This window comes from Blautia sp. MSK17_66, assembly GCF_020538025.1.
GTDB lineage: Bacteria > Bacillota > Clostridia > Lachnospirales > Lachnospiraceae > Blautia_A.
Map to the genome: position 1 here is coordinate 1 of NZ_JAJBNQ010000016.1, position 20,459 is coordinate 20,459.

The following is a 20,459-nucleotide window of genomic DNA, read 5'->3' on the forward strand; positions in this document are numbered from 1 at the left end:
CTCTTTTTAGGTCCAATAAAACTCTCTTTTATGTTTTTTGTAAAAAATTTGCGCGTCTAACTCATCACTACTACTGAAGCAACGAGAATGCGACGCACAGTTTTTCAATTTTGCAGCACCCGATTCAAAATATCTGCGAAGGGTTCCATAGCGTTTTTTACTTCCTGGACGGTGTTGGTCTGGGCTCCGGCTTCGACGAGGACGGATCTTGGGCGCAGGTGGAGGTTGTAACGGTATCCGGCGAGGTAGATACCTCTGTAAAAATCCGGATAATACTGTGCCGCCTGGTATTCCATCTGGAATGAAAACGCCAGGTTGTCCTGAATGTATGGGTTCGGCAGATAATCAAGGCTTCCTCTCGCGATCGTATAGCTTAATCCATTGTAAAACATGATCTGTGCAGTCGGTTTTCCATTGATTTCGGTCACGAGATGTCGGTTTTCGGGCACGCCGTCACGATGAAGATCTATCACGACTTCTATAGAAGGATTTTCTTCCAGTATCGTTTCCAGATACGTTCCTGCATAGTCGTAGGCGGCACTGCGGTCCAGCTCACCGCTTTCCATATCGAAGGCTTCTGTTACGTGGATCACCTGATATCCGTAGTTTTTTGTCAATAGTTCTGTCAGGTAATTTCCCACGCCGATGATCGTATCTTCGACCTCCCCCTCCTTTGAATCCGCAAAAGCTTCCTGCGAGTGTGTATGATAGAGCAGGATCTGCGGTTTTGCGGCATCTTTCTGTATGGTCAGATCTTCTCCGAGAAGTTCTGCCGCGTTTAACTGATCTGCATTTGTGGTGGTCTGCGAATCCACGATAAAAAACTGGTTCATAAGATAATTGTAATCTGCGAGGGTCTGCGGTGAGAGGTCGATGCGCGGTGCAGGCTGTATGTTATTTGAAACCAGAACGGCCTGTGTTACTTCCGGTGTGGCAGTGACCGGCTTGTTCCGCTGAGATTTCTCTGTTTCTTTTTCAGAATCTTTCTTCTGCTTGTCTGCTGCTTCTTTGTGAGCCTGTCCCTCGACCTTCTCCTGCTCCTTCCGCACCTCTTCATTCTCTTTTTCCACCATCGCACCGAGGTATTCCGTATGGTTTTCCACAATCTTCGCATACGTATCGGGATCTTTCCGCTGGAAATCACGGGCGGCTTTCCGCTCAAGAAATCGAAACAGCGGAAGCTGCCTGTACACATTTTTCTGCATGATAAAAGAACCCGGCATCACTGCCAGCACAGCAAAAAAAGCCAGACACATGAGGGTACAGATCGTCTTCCGGGTCCTTGTCACAGAATCACCTCTTTCAAGGTATCCTATGATAAAAATCTCGGAATTATGCCCGTTCCTTTCATTCACAGCAATTGCTTCTTCTGATGAAGATCACACTTCAGAAAAAGCGATGTTCAGCCCTTCCGAGATCGTGAAGCTCAGATATTTCACTGTCTCATCCACATCCTTCGGTGTCACAAACATACTGTAAAGATTCGGTGCGATCATCTCCTCCAGAAATTCCTTCTGCTCTGTTTCCTCCAGTGCATCCAGAAGATGCTCCATCGAGTCATGCACGATCGTCGCCGCATCCACAACTGTCGGCACGCCGATCCCGATCACTTTTACCTGAAGATTATCTTCCGTAAGCCCATTTCTGTGGTTTCCCACGCCGGATCCCGGATGGATTCCCGTATCTGTGATCTGGATCGTCCGATTCAGCCGCCGTACACTCCGTGCTGCGAGTGCATCAATCGCAACCACCACATCCGGTTTTGTCTCTGAAACAACGCCCTGCACGATCTCCGCAGTCTCCATCCCTGTCTGTGCCATAACACCCGGAATGATCCCGCTGACGCAGTGCATTTTTTCCTGCCCGATCCCTCGAAGTCCATACTCTCTTATAAGATGCCGCGTCATATGAAGATTCTCAATCACATGCGGTCCCAGTGCATCTGCTGTGATCGCCGCATTTCCAAGACCCACAACCAAGATTGATTTTTCTTTTTCAAGATTGATCAGTTCCCGCAGATGTCGTGAAATCTCCTGGGAAATTTCCCTGTGATAATCCTCATCCGCGTTTGAAAGATCCGGAGCTTCTATGGTAATGTAGGTTCCCTGCGGCCGCCCCATGGACTTCGCTCCGTTTTCTGTAACAATCTTCACGACCGTTGTCCGGATATCTTTTTCCTCATCGTAGTCTTCCTGGATTTCCACGCCACGGATCTCCGTATTTTCCTGTGCAAACCGCTCCGTCGTTTCCAGTGCAAGGTCTGTTCGAATTCTTCTGCCGCCAGTCATATCGTACCCTCCTGATGCTGTGATTTGTTGTGTTTCCCATACCTGTTCAGCAGGAAATCTCTCGCGTAACTTTGAAAGTACTGAACCATTACTATTACTTTTTGTAATTCCCGGGAGAATTATGTACCGCATTTCGTCCTTTTTTTGACATTTATGGATTTTCCTATTGACAATCATGGAGAAATATAATAATATATATAAGCATGTTTACAGGAACGCCCGTGTCTGTTTCTGTGACAACGACACATTATTATAAATCTGAAATGGAGGTGTACCAATTGGCTAACATCAAATCTGCAAAGAAAAGAATTTTAGTAAACAGAACTAAAGCTGCTAGAAACAAATCTATCCGTTCTGCTGTTAAAACTTCCATCAAAAAAGTAGAAACTGCAGTTCAGAAAAACGATAAAGCTGCTGCACAGGCTGCTCTTACAGAGGCTATCTCTACAATCAGCAAAGCAACATCCAAGGGTGTTTATCACAAAAACAACTGTGCAAGAAAGATTTCCCGTCTGTCTAAAGCTGTCAACAGCATTGGCTAATTTAGGAAATTGCATTTTTTAATTATAAGCTTATAATTAAAAGGACAGTCACAAACCGTCAGTGACTGTCTTTTTTTATTTCCATATAAAAAACTGCCGCCCGCACCATGATACCGACTATAGTATCCGCGAACGGCAGTTTTAATTTTTTATCAGCCTCCGAGTTCTACCATACGATTAATGCAGCGACCGGCTCCTTCCATTACATTCTCCGGAAGTTCGATCACTTCTCCGCCTGTTCCTTTGAGACAGTTGTAAATATCCATCAGTGTTGTGATCTTCATATTCATGCAGGTCAGCATGACAGACAGCGGATAAAAGTTCTTATCCGGACATTCAAACTGTAAATGCTCCACAATGCTGTTCTCTGTTCCGATGATAAATTCTTTGTTCGGAGATTTCTTTGCAAAATCCATGATTCCTGTTGTAGAACCAACATAGTCTGCTTTCTCCACAACTTCCTCACGACATTCCGGATGTACCAGAAGAAGTGCATCAGGATGTGCCTGTTTTGCTTTCTCGACATCTTTTGCACTGACTACGATATGTCTTGGACATCCTCCTTTGTAGAATGCGAAAGTTTTTTCCGGAAGCTTCTCAGCTACAAAGTGACCAAGATTCGGATCCGGAATAAAAAGGATCTTGTCGTTGTCAATTTTGCTGCAGATCTGAACCGCTGAAGAAGATGTCACGCACACATCACATTCTGTTTTCAGTTCAGAAGTCGTGTTGATATAGGCAACAACGGAATAATCCGGATACTCGGCTTTGAGTTTACGAAGCCCCTCAAGGTCAAGCTGCTCTGCCATCGGACATCCTGCAACCGGATTCGCAAGCCATACCTTTTTGTCCGGGCTCAGGATCTTGCAGGTTTCTGCCATAAAACGTACACCGCACATGATCACGCCGCTGCAGTCACTCTTGGATGCCTGTACACTGAGTCCGTAGGAATCTCCCATATAATCTGCAACTTCCAGGATCTCCTGTCCCTGATAAGCATGTGCAAGAATGCAGACATCCTGTTCTTTCTTCATTCGCAGAATCTCCTGCTGAATTTCTTTGATCGTCATAACTTTATCTTTCCCTTTCCTGTAGTCTCTTCCCATGGCTGAAGCGGTGCAAGAAAGCCCGCTTCTCCCAGCTGTTTCCCGATCAGATCGAGCCGTTCTTCGCTGGATGCCTCAACAAGATGATAATGATAACCTGAAGTCGCATTTGAAAGCACTGTGGAATGACTGTTCTGAAGTGCCTGGACAAACTCATTCACATCCTGTCTGGACCGGATATCCATCTCTGCAGTCACCCGTCCGTAAACGCGATGACTGATGCTGATATTTTTGACATGGCCGCCGCAGTCCACGATCAGATTCAGCTCAGCCGCTGCTTTCTCCTGACTGTGACGAACCTTGAATTCTCTTGTAAAACTGCTGTCCTGCTGGATCACATAACCTTTGGTTGTAGATAATATTCCTGGCGTAGAGGCCCGGATCACCGCCAGATCCTGTACGATCACCTGACGACTGACACCAAATCTGCCTGCCAGTTCTCTTGCGGCTATCGGAGTATCCGCATCATGAAGGATCTTTAAAATTTCTCCGCGTCTTTCCGCAGTATTCATGATCTTCCTCCCTCTCACACTGCATGAAGATTTTTCATTGAAATATCAAGGATTGGTGCGGAATGTGTCAGTGCACCGCTGGAAACAAAGTCTACTCCAATCTCACGGATCTTCTGGATGTTTTCTTTTGTAATATTTCCGGAACACTCTGTCTGTGCTCTTCCATCGATCAGTTCAACCGCCTGTCTCATCACTTCCGGAGTCATATTGTCAAGCATGATGATATCCGCTCCCGCTTCCACGGCCTCTCTGACCTGCTCAAGAGTTTCTACCTCGATCTCGATTTTACGTACAAACGGAGCATATGCTTTTGCCATCTGCACTGCCTTTGTAACACTTCCTGCTGCTCCGATATGGTTATCTTTAAGAAGAACTCCATCGGAAAGATTATATCTGTGGTTGCATCCGCCGCCGACTCTTACTGCGTATTTCTCAAACACACGGCAGTTCGGTGTAGTCTTACGGGTATCGAGAAGAGTAACCTTGCTTCCCTCCAGAAGTTTGGAAACCTGTCTGGTGTAAGTTGCAATACCACTCATTCTCTGAAGATAATTGAGTGCCACACGCTCTCCGGAAAGAAGAACACGGATATCGCCTGTTACAGTTGCCATCAGTTCGCCTTTTTTGACTTCGTCACCGTCCTTACAGAAAAAACTGATCTCTGTTTTCTCATCAAGGATCGTAAATACTCTTGCGTAAATGTCAAGACCTGCAATAACTCCGTCTTCCTTTGCAATCAGGTCAACCGTTCCTCTGGTTGCAGTTGGCATAACTGCGTTTGTGGAAACGTCCTCACTTGTGATATCTTCCTGTAATGCCATACGGATCAGCTGATCTGCCTGCATTTTCATTGTAATTTCATTCATGCTCTTTTCATCCTTTCGATTTCATTCCATACCATTTTGTGATAACCATCAAGGATCACGTTACGGTCTTCATAGATATTTGTATCAATTGTATTTACCGGGCATTTCTCCGGCTTGTCACCAAATACTATATCATCTGCGGCTCTTCTTGCAAAGACCAGAGATTCCAGAAGGGAATTGCTTGCCAGGCGGTTCTTGCCGTGAACACCATTGCAGCTTGTCTCACCGCAGGCATACAGACCTTTCATGGAAGTGCGGCTTCCTAAGTCCACCTTGATTCCTCCCATAAAGTAATGCTGCGCCGGAACTACCGGGATCGGCTCTTTGCGCGGGTCAAATCCTTCTTCCATACATCTTTTGAAAATATTCGGGAAGTGTTTCAGAATGGTATTTTCACCAAGTGGACGCATATCTTCCCATACAAATTCTGTATCATCCTTTTCCATCTGTGCAAAAATAGCCTGGCTCAAAAGATCTCTCGGCTGAAGTTCTTCTGTAAATCTCTGTCCGTTCTTATCATACAGAAGTGCGCCTTCCCCTCTTACAGATTCTGAGATCAGGAAACGTCTGCCCGGTTTGCGGGAATATAAGGTAGTCGGATGGATCTGTATGTAATCCAGATGCTCCAGTTCTACCTGGTGCTTCATCGCAATTCCAAGTCCGTCTCCGGCAATATGAGGGAAGTTTGTAGAGTTCTTATAAAGTCCTCCCAGACCACCGCAGGCAAGCACTATATGCGGAGAACGGATCGGATATACATTATTCTGTTCATCCATTACGATGACGCCGCCGCAGATATTGTCTCTGGAGATCAGATCCACCATGGTCATATATTCACAGATTTCGATATTCTCTCTGGTCAGTGCCTCTCCAAGAAGTGTCTGGGTGATCTGCTTTCCTGTCACATCTTCATAAAAGAGGATTCTTGGCTGGGAATGTGCACCTTCTCTGGTGAATGCAAGCTCACCGTTCTCATCGCGCTGGAAGGTGACGTTATGGCGGATAAGATCGCGGATAATGCTGTTGGAGCTCCGGATCATGAGTTCCACAGCTTTTTCATTGTTTTCGTAGTGACCTGCACGCATGGTATCCTCGAAGTAGTTCTTATAATCCCCCTCACCGCGAAGCATACAGATGCCGCCCTGTGCAAGAAAGGAGTCTGACTGGTCAGCCTGCTGTTTTGTTATCATCAGAATCTTCATTCTGGAAGGCAGATTCAGGGCACAGTAAAGACCTGCAGCTCCTGTTCCTACTATTATGGCGTCATAATATTCATTCATTTTTTTATCCTCTTACCGGTTTACGCCGGACTTTCTTTTTTTCATTTCCGCCATTATACTACCAGACATGTTGGGTGTCAAGACACCTGTGTATATTGTTTTGAGGGCCTGCCCGCCCTCATTACTGTTCACTCCGTTCACAGTAACGAGGGCAAAATGCATTCCAAATCACCTTCGGTGATGGCATTTTGCCCGTATGTCTCGGGATTTTGCCATATTCATGGCAAAACACCTCGCGGGATATTACCTGTGAACAGTTGCCCGCCCTCAATATTTTCTCATTTTGTAATTATTCAGTACCCTCACAGTTACGAGTCAAAATGCATTCCAAATCACCTTCCGGAACTGCTGTACTTCACGATCAGCAGTTCCACACTCAGCACATCCTGAAGCCTGCCTGTCTTCACTGCTTCCTCCGCTTCTGCGAAATCCACCTCTGCCTGCTCAAGTTCCTCAGTACTGTATGCCCGTGCACAGGACAGCAGGTTTCTTGCCACAAACGACTGCACTCCCAGTTTCGATGCGATTTCACTCTGTGCCGCACCTTCTCCTGCCATTTTCTTCGCCAGCACCATCTGCCGGAACTGCTTTGACAAAAGAAAAAGAATCCTCATCGGCGGCTCCCGGAGTGTCAGAAGGTCATTATAAAGATCCAGTGCCTTTCTCTGATTTTTCTCTGTAACCGCACGGACCATCTCAAAAATCTTATTCTCCGTTCTCGTCGTGCAGATTTCTTCAATATCCTCTGCTGTGACCACATCACGTCCCATCGTAAAGGTAATCAGTTTCTCCAGTTCATTCCGGATATTTCCCATATCTGTACCGGTTTTGGTCAGAAGCAGCTCCATATCTCGCATGGTGATCTTGCGTCCTTCGCGGCCAAGAATCCCTGCCGCCCAGCGCATCAGTGTCTTTTCATCCTGTTTTGCAAACTCCACGATCCGGCCCTCTGATTTGACCGCTTTGTACATCCGGTTTCGCTTATCCACCTCTTCCTCTACGAAGACCATCCTTATATAGTCCGGAAGAGTTTTTATATAATCTGCAAGTTCTTCACATTTATTCTTAAAAAACCCGGAGTTTTCCACAAGGACTACTCTGTGATCTGCAAAAAACGGCATCGTCTCGCAGAGATCGATCATCGCATTGACCTCGATTCCTTTTCCCTCATACCTGCTGAAATTCATCGTGTCATCGTCCGGATTCAGGGCTTTGAGCAGCTTATCCTTGTACTGGATCTTCAGATATGCCTCATCTCCATACAAAAGATACACCTTCTTGAAATTTCCCGTCTTAATATCTTCCTGTAAATTTTTCACTTTACAAAATTCCTCCTGAAAATCATCCCCGTTTTTATCTGATAAACGGAGAAGATCAGATTTCCATTCTCTTCTTTTCCATTGCGGCTCAGTTTTCCGTTTGGATACAGATCCATCGAACTGTTAAACCGATACAGCTGAAGTGCATGATCTTTCCTGATTCCCCGAGGTTCGATCACAATCGTATAAACTGTTTCTTTCTCCGGCACAACGGGTTCAAAACTAAGATCTAGCTGGTTTTCTGCGATCTGCTGTGCTGTGAGAAATGTACTGACCAGGGTTTTGCCGGTTTCATCCTGTATCTCCACCTGACATCCGCCATCAGATACCTCACCGTTCTTCAGATATCCCTGTACCAGAATACAGTCAAAGGCGGAAGAAGCAGTAAATGTCTGGGTAACCCTTTCACCCGAGACAATATTTTCAAGATTCTTTCCTGCCCTGTAAATATTTCGCACCGAAAACTCTCTCCACGACGTTTCTTCCGTAAATAAGGGTCTGTACAGCAAAATCATCAGGATCACAGCCATGGTTCCTGTCATAATTCTCCACACATTCTTTTTCTCTGCAAGTTTCTGCAGAGATCGTCCTGCGGTCTTTGCTTTTTCTGTGCAGAGTCCATCCAGAGCCTCTGCAGCCAGAAACAGCAGCACTCCGTTCATCCCGATACTGTAGCGGTTTTGTGCCTCCCAGCCCAAATAAAAAAGAATATTTCCAAGTAGCAGCAGCCTCATAAGAAGTCCGACTCCTGTTCTTCCATTCCTCATATCCGATATCGTTCCCCATATGGTCAAGAACAGCACCAGCACATAAAATATCTGTGCCCAGCAGAGAAACGGGTCATTCCTCTCCCCGCAGATATATTGAAATATTCTGGAATCCTTCAGTGGATACAGCCATTCTGACTGGAAACCACAGGATCCATCCTGCCAGGTGATCCGCATTTTTCTGCCGGCAAGCGAGAGCAATCCTGCACCTCCCAGATCCCTGATACGTTTCTCCGTCTCCTGAATATCTGCTCTTGTCTTCTCTTTTTCCCCGGAAATTGCTCCTGTAAACTCTACATCCTGTTTCTTATAAGTTCCATCTCCTCCAACGCCCATCATCACGAAATGTGCCGGAGGGAACTCTTTATCCGAACTGTCAAAATCCGCATAATGGTTTCTGACCACTCCGGTCAGCGTCCAGGTCATTCCGCACATCAGAAGAAACGGAAGCACGCAGAACAGCAGCTGCTTTTTCCAGCCTCCCTTGCAGACTGCCATGATCAGAAAAGCAATCAGAAGAATCGCCTCCGTCACCCGGATTCTCATTCCCAGCACAGTCAGAACACCTGTGACTGCCGCATATTCTGTCTTACAGGACAGCTTTTCTGCCTTCCATGCTTTCCATCCAAAGTAAATGCCCGCACTCAGAAACGGAAGCAGACTTACCGTTGTATAATGCCACGGCATCCAGATATAGATGACAGGATTCAAAAGACTCAGCACGGCCAGCAAAAAACCTCTGTGAACATCCGCTGTCTCACATGTCAGTTTCCACATAAACACCAGTGCCGTATCCATGCACACAAGCCCCAGAAGATGCGGAGTCCAGTACAGATCCGCGATTCCCAGCTTTCCTGCTGCCCAAAGCACCCAGTATAATACGATTACAATTGGATGATTGTGTGGATAACGCTGAAAATAGGAATCATAAAAATCCGGCGAAATATGTCCGGTTTTCTGCATGTGCCATGCTTCATCCAGAACCAGCAGGTTATCATATCCCACCCAGTATCTCACATAATACAGATACAGAAACTGCAGTATCAGAATCATCAGAAAAACAACCGCAGTTCCTGTAAGAAGCGTGTGCTTTTGCCACGAACAGCTGACAGCGGAAAGCTTCTGGAACAACAGCAGCAAAAACAGCGTCCCTGCCACGATCACTGGAAGCATGTTTTTGTCTTTGAATATGTTTTTTGCCTGTGGGACGGCACATACTGCATGAATAAAAATCCAGCCCAGACATCCCAGCAGCAGTACAGAGGTTAGATACAGGATTATTTTTTGCACGTTCTTCATGTTTTTTCTCTTTTCTGATGTATTTTCCTGTTTATCATACTACAAAATCGCTTCATATTCTATGCTGTTTTTCCATCGCAGAAAGTTTCCAGCCACATATGCCCGCCATCTGTAGAAACAGTAACCGCCCCACTTTTCATTGTATACATCGTTTTGATTCCATTCTGCTCCAGCCGCTTTATGGTTTCCGGTGACGGATGCCCGTAAGTGTTGGACTCCGAACAGGAAATTACTGCCGCCTCCGGCTGTATTCTGTCCAGGAACTCCTGACAGCTTGAATACCTCGATCCATGATGTCCTACCTTGAGAAAATCCACATCATCCAGCCGGGGCAGAAGCTTTTTCTCGGTTTCTTCGCCGATATCTCCTGTGAAAAGGCCACGAAACTTCCCATAGCAAAGCTCCATCACAAGTCCCTCTTCATTTGGATCGGTTCCTTCGGCACCCGGTTCGGGTGACAGAATTTTCATAGTCGCATCCCCAAACTGAAGCTTCTGCCCCTGATGCAGCTTCAGTACAGAAATTCCGCACCGCTTTGCCTTTGCTTCCAGTTCATCATAGACCGGCTCCGGGTTTTTCCAGTCCGGAAGCAGAAGATATTTTATGCGAAGTGTTGTGAGATGTTTTTCTTTCAGGTCCATCAGTTCCTGCACGCCACTGATATGGTCAATATCCGTATGGGAAAGCAGGATGGCATCAACCACGGAAATCCCCTGATTCTTGAGATAAGGAAGCAGCTGACCGGCCGCCGTATTCTTCTTACTGCTGCTCCCTCCATCTACCATGATATTCTTTCCTCCTGGGATCTGTATCACAATGGCATCTCCCTGACCAATATCCAGGCAGGTGACCGAAAGGTAATTTCGCTGTCGGAAGCCAAGAAACAGAACACTTATAAGAACAACCGACAAGAGCATTCCTTTCTGCCGGATTTTCATCCCGTCATTCTCCCATTTGCCATGCAGAATCAGAATCCCCCGGATTCCTCCTGCCAAAACAACATAATACACCCCGCACTTCCATATCTCAGGTGCACCTCCGATCCATGTGCAAAACGGAAACTCTCCAGCCAGTATGCAGAGTTTCTCATAGATCACAAGCAAAAGGTTACCCGGAAACAGAACGAGTCCTGCCGCAAAAATACTGAAAACGCCGACAAGGCTACAGCACAGCCCACAGACCAGCACTACACTGACCGTTGGCAGTACGATGAGATTCAGGGCAATTCCCAGAATCGATACTTCTCCATAAATTCTAAGAACCACCGGCAGAGTCATAAGCTGTACTGCAAGAGACGATATCAGGGTTTTGACCCACGGATTCTCACTCTCGATGAGGCGATTCAGAGCAGGGGCCATACTCCCCAGACCTGCCACTGCCCCAAACGAAAGCAGGAAACTGCTGCTGTACAGATATGCCGGTGTATCCAGCAGAAGTAAGATTGCAGATACAGCCAGTGCTGTCAGAAGATCATAGCTTCTTCCCAGGATCCTCGCTCCGACGGCAAGCACAAACATACTCACCGCCCTCATGGCAGATACACTGCTGCCTGTCAGCATTCCATACTGCAGGATCACGCAAAGTGAAATAAGCCCCGCCGGTACATTTCCCAGTGAAAGCTTCTTCAGAAGTGAGAACAGTCCCATTCCGAGCACACTGATGTGTAATCCGGAAATAGCAAGAATATGTATCATCCCTGCCATCTGGTATCTCATTTTCACATCTTCATCCAGACCACTCTTTTCTCCCAGAAGCATGGCCTGATAGATTCCTGCCTTGTCCCCTGCCGCTTTTTGCAGCGTCTCTGCAATTTTTTCTCTAAGCTCTGTCAATGCCTGTCCATATCTGGAATAGCTTCTGCTTTTTTTCTGCACCACTGCATTCTTCATAAAATAATAGATCTTCTGACAGGCATAATACTGCTGCTGATCAAATTCTCCTGGATTTCCGGGCGCAGAAATCCGCTCCAGCTCTCCTTTGACCTGGATAATCATGCCTGTCTTCAAATCTTCTTTTATATTTTCTTTTAAAAAAACTCTTATATTTCTGATGGGAATTTTTTCTGACTGATCAGTCAGATAGACTTGTTTCAGATAGACAGAAAGAGAATACTCCGTGTCCTGACATCGCTGTACTTCCCCGCAAATGACAGCGGATGGATGTGCTTTGATCCATTGCCGGACCTTTTGCGGCAGGGGATTTCCTCTTACAATTGAAACCCCTGCCAGATCCAGAATGCAAAGAAAAAGCATCAGGAACACACATACACAGCACACTGGTCTTTTATGCATTCCTCTTCCCTTCTGTATAGAAATATCTCAGGATTTTTCTTCCGCATCCGGAACTACAAGATCCTGGTTCTTTTCATAAAATTTATAAAGTGGTAATTTCTTCCGGAAATTGCCCCCATTGCTTCCTTCTATTGATATCTGTACTTTATCTGCTTCACAGGAATCAATGATCGAGTTTACTACAGAATACACAGAAATGTTTTCTGCCACCTCCAGTGCCGCATCCTGAAACTCACTGTTCAGATCAATATAACAGATTCTGTCCGATGTGATCACACTGATTGCCATGGTATTCGCCGGAATCGTCGCATAATGTTCTTCTTCCATCGGTCCCTTGGCAAGCTGTTCCAGAACAACACGCTCCTTCGAAAGTGTTCGTCTGTAACAGACATTACGCATTTCCTTCAGAAGCCGCTTACCACTTTTATCTGCAAAATATAAGGTAAACGTATCATACCGATAGTTAGCCTCATCCTTCTTTGACAGTTCCACAAATGTATGCTCTGTCATATCTCCGATATCCTGACCTCTGGAATCCTTGAGAGGCTGACCGGCTACTGTAAAGCGAACCTTATCAATATCCGGAATCTGAAGAAATGTCTGCACAATTCCGTCTCTTGTGAGGACTTCTCTTATCTTGCTCATTTCCGAATATTCTTTACTGAAATCTATGATCAAAAGCTTATCCTGAAGATCATAAGAGCTTATAGAAACCTTTTCCGGGAGAAGGCTGATTCCGTCCTCCGGTATTTCCCTGCTTCCTAATTTCTGGATCAGTGCTTTTACCATGTATTCCTTTTTTTCTTCCTCCGGCTCATAAGGTTCACTCTTAAGGCGGGTCTCATTTGTATTGAGATAATAAGAATTATATTTACTTTCTTCTTCCTTTGACTGTATAGTTTCTATGCTGCATCCTGCAAACAGAGTACAGACCAGCAGTGCCAGAAGAAGCACACCTGATATTTTCTTCATCCGACACCTCCTACGGAATATACGAAAGTGGGACACGAACAGAAAAAGTAGTTCCTTCCCCTTCTTTGCTGAATACCTTGATCACTCCATGGTGCATACCGATCGTACTTCTTGTGATTGCAAGTCCCAGACCTGTTCCGCCAATCTCTCTGGAATGAGATTTGTCCACTCGATAAAACCTCTCAAAGATCCTGCTTAAGGAATCTTCCGGGATGCCCATTCCGGAATCGGCAACTGTCACATAGAAATATTTATGATCTGCATCCAGTGATACCCTTACCCAGCCATCGTCCACATTGTACTTAATGGCATTCTCAACCAGATTACTGATTGCAGATGTAAACTTCAATTCGTCCACGTCCGCCTCCACCGGACGGAAACTGTCAAGGATCAGATCAATGCTGCGTTTATCCGCAATCGGACGAAGTCTCTTTAATATATCCTCCAGAAGCTGATTTATCGACATATGCTGAATCTGAAGATCCGCATTTTTCTTATCCATCTTAACCAGCGTCAGAAGATCTGTGATAATCCTGTTTTCGCGGTCAATCTCCGCTGTGATATCACGCATGAATTCCTGATACAGTTCTTCTGGAACACCCTGTTGTCCTACCAGAGAATCTGCAAGAACCTTCATGGAAGTCATAGGTGTTTTGAGTTCGTGGGATACATTCGATACAAACTCCGATCTCGACTCATCCAACACCTTCATTCTGGCAAGCATCTTATTAAATGCATCAGTGATAAGTTCCGTCTCTGTATAGTCCGGTACGCAGATTTCATCCTGCTGATATCCATCTGTCAGATCCTCGATTGCCTTGGTGACTCTCGCAAGTGGTTTGACAAGAATCGTGGACAGAATATAGGCCAGAAACAGTGATAATACTATAATGATACCGATGATCAGAATGCCCTTCTGTTCAAGGTCTCCGGAGATAGCGGCAATCTCACCCCCCGAAATATCAACCAGCATAGCCCCCTGAATCTGAGCTACATCTGCACTCTTGACTGGAACCACCAGCTCGATCATCTGTCCGATTCTTCTGAATTCATCTGAGGCACCGTTTTTGAAACACTGGATTACTTTGCCCGATACGAGCGTTTTACCTTCATCCACATGGTAGGTATCTCTGACAATCTTAAAATCTCTGTCAATCAGAAGGATTCTTCCTCCATAAACATTAGACAATAACTCCAGCTTGCTGTTGACAGCCTCAGAACTGGAGTCATTAAGATAATTTTCTTTGATGATCTGATCACAGAGGATCTCGCATTCTGTGCGTACTGCACTTACACTTACTTCCACTGCCTGATTTTCGTAATAATGTATCATCAGTTGTGTCACGATAATTCCCGGCACGATTCCCAGAATAATAAGGATAACAAGGATACGAAAACGCAGACTTTTATAGAATTTTGTCTTTTTTTTCGTTTCCATGGATCATGCCTGGAAATAATATCCCACACCCCATTTGGTGTGTACATATTTGGGCTCACTGGGATTGGCCTCAATTTTTTCACGAAGACGGCGGATATGTACATCAACCGTACGGACATCCCCCGGATATTCATATCCCCATACAATATTCAGAAGATTCTCACGGCTGTAGACTTTATTTGGATTAAATACCAGAAGTTCCAACACATCAAATTCCTTTGCAGTGAGATTAATCTCTTTGTCTGCGATAAATACGCGGCGGCTTTCACAATCCAGCTTCAGATCACCTGCCTGAATGGTCTTGGCTTTTTCTTTTTCTTCGTGTTCAGAACGGGCGCGGCGCATAATGGCCTTGATACGTGCCTTGACTTCCAGAATATTAAATGGTTTGGTGATATAATCATCCGCACCATAATCCAGTCCGAGGATCTTATCCATATCTTCGCCTTTGGCAGTAAGCATAACGATCGGCACATTGGAAAATTCACGGATCTGCTGACATACCTCAAGTCCGTCCATTTTAGGCAGCATCAGATCCAGAAGGATAATATCATATTTATTCTCCTTCGCCTTCTCTACAGCCTCTTCTCCATCGTAAGCACAATCCACTTCCATTCCGTCCTGCTCCAGATTAAAACGGATTCCTTTTACGATCAGCTTTTCGTCATCTACTACTAAAACTTTTCTGCTCATTCTACTCTCCTTATTTTACTTCAATCTTATCCTTTATCTTAGAAAAAATACTTTCCTTGATCCCGGGCACCTGCATAACCTCCTCAATACTGGAAAAACCTCCATGTTCTTCCCGGTAAGCAAGGATCGCCTGTGCCTTGGAATCTCCGATGCCGGACAATGTCTTAAGTGTCTGGATATCTGCTGTATTAAGGTTAACAAGCCCTGTTCCTGCATCCATCTCCGTTCCGGTTTGACCATCCTGTATCTCAGATACGACCGGAGTCAGATTTCTCTCCTCTGCCTCCTGGACTGTCGGCACATAGACCTGCTGTCCGTCGCAGAGCGGCTGAGCCTGATTCACTGAAATGCCCGAAGCATCCTCCCTCATTCCTCCTGCGGCCTCTATTGCCTGAAACACGCGGCTGTCTGAGGACATCTCATAAACTCCCGGATGATTTACAGCACCACAGACATCTACAAAAATCTCCTGCGGTTCCTGTGTCACCTCCGGGACTTCACTTACTTCCGGGAAGTCCTCCAGAGCATCCGCCTCATCCACAGCAGAACTGCCCTCCTGTTCATCCAGCAGAATTTCATCCCTTCTGAATCCACATCCCACACAAAAGATTCCTGTAAACAGCACAATGCATACAAGCACTGCACAATAATTTCGTATTAATTTTTCAGTAATACCGGTCCACTCCTTTCTATATTAAAGCAGTTTCCCCGGTTGTATACCTGACCATGTCTTATTTTACCGAATTCCCCTATGTTTTACAATAGGAAACTTCTATTTTTGCCATTTGAAGATCACGATCCCGACTATGGCGATCAGCATTCCCAGAATCTTCCTCCATTCAAAAGGTTCTTTGGCTACGCCAAAAATCCCCAGCAGTTCAATCAGATACGCTACGATCAGCTGTGAGATCACAATGAGCATAGCGGCTTTTGCCGGTCCCAGTGCTCCCATACTCTGGATCACTGTAATTGTAATAAAAGCACCAATCACACCTCCCAGAAGCACATATTTATTTTCTATCTGCCACAATGCCGCAATACTCTGTCTCCCCGTAAAAAGCCACACCAGAACACAGACTGCAAAGGCCGAAAGCTGTACCCAGCCTGTAGATACCCACAGGCTGCTCTGTCTTGTTACTTCCGTATTAAAAACTCCCTGAATACTCATCAGTGCTCCTGAAATAAGTGCCGCAAAAAATCCCCACATATGATTTCCTCCGTATAAAAAAAGACTGGTTTATGATACTCCAGTCTTTTCATAATATTTGTTATTAACATATACGGTTTCTGCTGTTTTTATGCATCAGTGGATATTTACTACTCTGTATCCGGCATCTCTGACTGTCCTTCTGAGGATTTCATCATCCAACTCTCTGTCATAGGAAACCACTGCCTCATTTCTGGAAAGATCTACCTTTGCGGCCGCACCGTCAATCTTATTGATTGCTTCTGTAACAGCTTTGACACAATGCTCACAGTGCATTCCGGAAATTTTGACTGTCTTTTTGCCAAGGATCGGATGATCCAGCGTTTTTTGCGGAATATCTACGGAGATGCTTCCACCGCCGCCTCCACAGCAGGCACCCTCTCCTTTAAAATGTTTCAAAGAGCCTTTCAGTGCAAGTCCAAGTAAGACAACCACGATCAGTACAATAATTATGTCTGCCATTACCTGTCACCTCTTTTGAACTCTTCATCTCGCTTTTGTTCTTTCTTCTTCCTGATCCAGAGATATCCCTGATAGATCAGCACGCAGACGATATAAACAACTATAACTGTTCCGAACATATACATAGTAGAACCTGTCGAATTTCCCAATTCAGAACGCCTCCTATCTCAGCTGTTTCTTTTTGCCGGTGGTCTGTACATTCCCCTTAAACGCAGCACCGCTGCAGCCACAGCAGCTGCCGCAGTTTCCACTGCATCCGCTGCAGCCCATATGCTTACCTTCTTTGCTGTTCTTTATACTTTTGTAGATCAGAAAGGCACAATATCCAAGGATCAGTACCATAATTATAATATTTGCAAGCATTTTTCTCATCCTCTCTTAACAAACCACACAGTACGTTACTGTTCACTCCGTTCACAGTAACTTGGTCAAAATGCATTCCAAATCACCTTCGGTGATAGCATTTTGCCCTGTATGTCTCGGGATTTTGCCATATTCATGACAAAACACCTCGCGGGATATTACCTGTGAACAGTTACCACAGTACTCATCACTGTATGGAAATAAATGCCGGACACGATCCGTATCCAGCATTTATTATATCATATCCAAGCAGGGAACTCCCCACCATCTTTATTTTTGATCAGGCTGCAGATACAGAACGTTTTGCGTAAACTTTCTGATCTTTGTACGGATCCGGTCTGAAAAGCATGAATAACATCACGATCAGAACTACAAATCCTGCTACAGTACCAATGCCAAATGCCCCGCCGGTTACAAAAGAACCGATCTGATAGAAGCACAGGCATACAAGGTAAGCAAAAACATTCTGGAAAACAATTGCGAACCAGAACCACTTTCTGCTGTTCATCTCTTTTGCCATGGTTGCAATTGCTGCAAGGCAAGGAGAGTCAAGAAGGTTGAACATCAGGAAGGAGAAAGCAGCGATTCCTGTCGGGAACCAGGATGCAACACCAGCAGCAACATTCACTGCATCTTCTGTATCACCGGCTACATTTGCCAGGACACCCATGGTAGATACGATTGCTTCTTTTGCTGTAAATCCGGAGATAGAAGCTGCTACCGGCTGCCATTCACCGAATCCAAGCGGTGCAAAGATCGGAGCGATCACACCACCGATTGCTGCCATAAGACTATCCGCACTGTCTTCTACCATACCAAATCCGCCATCTGTGAATCCAAATCCACCGAGGAACCACATGACTACGCAGGCAAGGAACAGGATTGTACCGGCTTTGATGATAAAGCCTTTCAGTCTTTCCCATACATGAAGAAGAACTGTTTTGACCTGCGGAACATGATACTGCGGAAGCTCCATTACGAACGGAGCCGGTTTACCGGAGAACGGTTTTGTTTTCTTAAGGATGATCGCAGCTACAAGTACAGCTACAATACCGATGAAGTACATCAGAGGAGCGATAAAGGAGCTCTCTGCATATCCTGCGGTCTCACCTGCGATCACACCACCCATAAGTGCGATGACCGGAAGCTTTGCGCCACATGGAATAAAGGTTGCTGTCATAATGGTAAGACGTCTGTCATTATCCTGCTCGATAGTTTTGGAAGCCATGATTCCAGGAATACCGCAGCCTGAAGAGATCAGCAGCGGGATGAAGCTCTTACCGGAAAGTCCGAAATGACGGAATACACGGTCCATAACAAACGCGATACGAACCATATAACCACAGTCTTCAAGAATGGACAGGAACAGGAACAGGATCGCCATCTGAGGAACGAATCCAAGTACTGCACCAAGACCACCAATGATACCGTCAACAACAAGTCCCTGCACCATATCTCCGGCACCGATACTGCCAAGAATGTTGCTGAAGAAATCCTGAACAGCTACTACAAATACATCATTTGTCCAGTCTGTCACGAATGTACCTACTGTTGTTACAGATACATAATATACAAGCCACATGATTGCGATAAAGATCGGGATACCAAGAATACGGTTGGTAACGATACGGTCGATTTTATCAGATACTGTCAGTTTATCTTTACCTTTTTTGACTGTTGTATTTACAATCTTCTGAATGAAAGTATATCTCTCATCTGTCACAATACTTTCCATGTCGTCGTCATGCTTTTTCTCAAGAGCCTGACGTTTGCTGTCTACAACAGACTGTGCAGAAGCAGAAAGCTTTGTGGCTTCCTTTACTTTCTCGTCATTTTCAAGGAACTTGACCGCATACCATCTTTTCTTATCCTCTGTGATGGATTCCGGAAGAACCTTCTTTACTTCGCTGACAGCTTCTTCCATCTCCTTTGAAAAAATCTCTTTCGGAAGATCAACTCTGCTCTTCTTTGCTGTTTTGACTGCCTCATCGATCAGTTTATCAAGACCTTCTCCTTTCAGAGCGGATGTCTCAATGATCGGGCAGTCAAGAAGCATGGAAAGACGTTTGACATCAATCTTGATTCCTCTTTTTTCAAGAAGATCTGCCATATTGAGGGCAATGACGACCGGAACACCAGTCTCGATCAGCTGTGTTGTCAGATACAGGTTACGCTCGATGTTTGTTGCATCGACAAGATCGATGATAACATCCGGATTCTCTTTCAGAACATAGTCACGGCTGACTACCTCTTCCAGTGTATATGGTGACATGGAATAGATACCAGGAAGGTCCGTTACGATGATGTCCTCTCCTTTACCTCTCTTACCCTTTAACCTGCCTTCTTTTTTCTCTACAGTAACTCCCGGCCAGTTTCCTACATACTGGTTAGCGCCCGTTAATGCGTTGAACATTGTTGTTTTACCACAGTTCGGGTTGCCGGCAAGCGCAATCTTGATTGCCATTCTTTCTTACCTCCTTAATCCCTCTTTGTATCTTTATTTTACCTGTACGCACTGAGCATCATTTTTTCTTACTGATAACTCATAGCCTCTTACAGTAATCTCAACAGGATCTCCAAGCGGAGCAACTTTTCTGATATAAATTTCGCTTCCCTTGGTGATTCCCATATCCATAATACGTCGCTTGTATGCACCATCTCCTTCAATCTTAGTTACCGTAACGGTGCTTCCGACTTTTGCCTCACCTAAAGTCATTTTTTGTCTCCTTTCCGCATAACATATCAAACTAGCATCTCATATCCTGCCGGTTCCCCTGTATATGGTACCCGCAGCTTTGAAGGGCATCATATCATAATATGTCTTGCCATATCTGAGTTGACTGCTACTCTTGCATCTTTGACATTGACGATCACATTTCCGCTGATCGCAGACACTACTGAAATTTCTGCCCCTGTTACAAATCCGAGGTTTGCGAGGAATCTTCTGGTTTCTTCGTTTCCACCAATCTTCTGGATCGTGTTCAGTTCGCCGATTCCGGCCATTGTAAGTGGCATCATGGTATCTACTCTTCTTTCTGTGATGATAATTTTTTT

General features: G+C 45.3%; 21 protein-coding genes. 1 reads left to right on the forward strand and 20 read right to left on the reverse strand.

Translation table 11 applies throughout. The features are described from left to right. Window positions 1–104: 104 nt before the first annotated feature. The gene (locus LIR34_RS09685) at window positions 105–1,355 is read right to left on the reverse strand and encodes a stage II sporulation protein P (protein WP_265107721.1); all 1,251 of its coding nucleotides are present in this window, start codon (window positions 1,353–1,355) and stop codon (window positions 105–107) included. 24 nt (window positions 1,356–1,379) lie between these two features. Then, complete coding sequence (gene gpr, locus LIR34_RS09690; protein WP_161285195.1) at window positions 1,380–2,288, reverse strand: GPR endopeptidase; 909 nt, start codon at window positions 2,286–2,288, stop codon at window positions 1,380–1,382. Window positions 2,289–2,551: 263 nt separating this feature from the next. Here gpr and rpsT point away from each other — a divergent pair, with 263 nt between their 5' ends. After that, entirely contained in the window at window positions 2,552–2,830 is a 279-nt protein-coding gene (rpsT, locus tag LIR34_RS09695) for a 30S ribosomal protein S20 (protein WP_070100264.1), read from the forward strand. 152 nt (window positions 2,831–2,982) lie between these two features. Here rpsT and nadA read toward each other — a convergent pair whose 3' ends face one another. From nadA to LIR34_RS09785, 18 genes are all read right to left on the reverse strand, one after another. Further along, a complete protein-coding gene (nadA, locus tag LIR34_RS09700) occupies window positions 2,983–3,900 on the reverse strand; it encodes a quinolinate synthase NadA (protein ID WP_161285194.1) in 918 nt (305 codons plus the stop codon). Then, a complete protein-coding gene (locus tag LIR34_RS09705) occupies window positions 3,897–4,448 on the reverse strand; it encodes a transcription repressor NadR (RefSeq protein ID WP_161285193.1) in 552 nt (183 codons plus the stop codon). Before LIR34_RS09705 ends, nadA begins: the two co-directional genes overlap by 4 nt. Before the next feature lie 14 nt (window positions 4,449–4,462). Continuing rightward, a complete protein-coding gene (gene nadC, locus LIR34_RS09710; protein ID WP_161285192.1) occupies window positions 4,463–5,314 on the reverse strand; it encodes a carboxylating nicotinate-nucleotide diphosphorylase in 852 nt (283 codons plus the stop codon). Further along, window positions 5,311–6,594, reverse strand: a complete 1,284-nt coding sequence (locus tag LIR34_RS09715) for an L-aspartate oxidase (RefSeq protein ID WP_173902634.1) — start codon at window positions 6,592–6,594, stop codon at window positions 5,311–5,313. Before LIR34_RS09715 ends, nadC begins: the two co-directional genes overlap by 4 nt. Before the next feature lie 332 nt (window positions 6,595–6,926). Next, on the reverse strand, window positions 6,927–7,913 hold the full coding sequence (gene holA, locus LIR34_RS09720) for a DNA polymerase III subunit delta (RefSeq protein ID WP_161285190.1): 987 nt from the start codon (window positions 7,911–7,913) through the stop codon (window positions 6,927–6,929). Next, window positions 7,910–9,979 (reverse strand): glycosyltransferase family 39 protein, encoded by a 2,070-nt coding sequence (locus LIR34_RS09725; RefSeq protein ID WP_173902635.1) that lies wholly within the window; start codon window positions 9,977–9,979, stop codon window positions 7,910–7,912. Before LIR34_RS09725 ends, holA begins: the two co-directional genes overlap by 4 nt. 59 nt (window positions 9,980–10,038) lie before the next feature. Next, complete coding sequence (locus LIR34_RS09730; protein ID WP_173902636.1) at window positions 10,039–12,270, reverse strand: DNA internalization-related competence protein ComEC/Rec2; 2,232 nt, start codon at window positions 12,268–12,270, stop codon at window positions 10,039–10,041. 27 nt (window positions 12,271–12,297) lie between these two features. Beyond that, window positions 12,298–13,242: a GerMN domain-containing protein gene (locus LIR34_RS09735; protein ID WP_173902637.1), complete on the reverse strand. Its 945-nt coding sequence runs from the start codon at window positions 13,240–13,242 to the stop codon at window positions 12,298–12,300. 10 nt (window positions 13,243–13,252) lie between these two features. Beyond that, window positions 13,253–14,680, reverse strand: coding sequence for a sensor histidine kinase (locus LIR34_RS09740; RefSeq protein WP_173902638.1), 1,428 nt, complete (start codon window positions 14,678–14,680; stop codon window positions 13,253–13,255). Between the two features lie 3 nt (window positions 14,681–14,683). Beyond that, window positions 14,684–15,373: a response regulator transcription factor gene (locus LIR34_RS09745; RefSeq protein WP_161285185.1), complete on the reverse strand. Its 690-nt coding sequence runs from the start codon at window positions 15,371–15,373 to the stop codon at window positions 14,684–14,686. Between the two features lie 10 nt (window positions 15,374–15,383). Next, on the reverse strand, window positions 15,384–16,013 hold the full coding sequence (locus LIR34_RS09750; RefSeq protein ID WP_265107722.1) for a helix-hairpin-helix domain-containing protein: 630 nt from the start codon (window positions 16,011–16,013) through the stop codon (window positions 15,384–15,386). A gap of 132 nt (window positions 16,014–16,145) precedes the next feature. Continuing rightward, window positions 16,146–16,580 (reverse strand): DMT family transporter, encoded by a 435-nt coding sequence (locus tag LIR34_RS09755; protein ID WP_173902639.1) that lies wholly within the window; start codon window positions 16,578–16,580, stop codon window positions 16,146–16,148. 96 nt (window positions 16,581–16,676) lie between these two features. Continuing rightward, window positions 16,677–17,042 carry a heavy-metal-associated domain-containing protein gene (locus LIR34_RS09760; protein WP_173902640.1) on the reverse strand — a complete coding sequence of 122 codons (366 nt, stop codon included), beginning with the start codon at window positions 17,040–17,042 and terminating at the stop codon, window positions 16,677–16,679. Then, window positions 17,042–17,191, reverse strand: coding sequence for a hypothetical protein (locus tag LIR34_RS09765; RefSeq protein ID WP_173902641.1), 150 nt, complete (start codon window positions 17,189–17,191; stop codon window positions 17,042–17,044). Before LIR34_RS09765 ends, LIR34_RS09760 begins: the two co-directional genes overlap by 1 nt. Window positions 17,192–17,204: 13 nt before the next feature. Continuing rightward, window positions 17,205–17,405 (reverse strand): FeoB-associated Cys-rich membrane protein, encoded by a 201-nt coding sequence (locus LIR34_RS09770; RefSeq protein ID WP_161285182.1) that lies wholly within the window; start codon window positions 17,403–17,405, stop codon window positions 17,205–17,207. 280 nt (window positions 17,406–17,685) lie between these two features. Then, window positions 17,686–19,869: a ferrous iron transport protein B gene (gene feoB / locus LIR34_RS09775; RefSeq protein WP_173902642.1), complete on the reverse strand. Its 2,184-nt coding sequence runs from the start codon at window positions 19,867–19,869 to the stop codon at window positions 17,686–17,688. 33 nt (window positions 19,870–19,902) lie between these two features. After that, complete coding sequence (locus tag LIR34_RS09780) at window positions 19,903–20,121, reverse strand: FeoA family protein (RefSeq protein WP_161285180.1); 219 nt, start codon at window positions 20,119–20,121, stop codon at window positions 19,903–19,905. 89 nt (window positions 20,122–20,210) lie between these two features. Further along, entirely contained in the window at window positions 20,211–20,420 is a 210-nt protein-coding gene (locus tag LIR34_RS09785) for a FeoA family protein (RefSeq protein ID WP_173902678.1), read from the reverse strand. Window positions 20,421–20,459 lie beyond the last annotated feature (39 nt).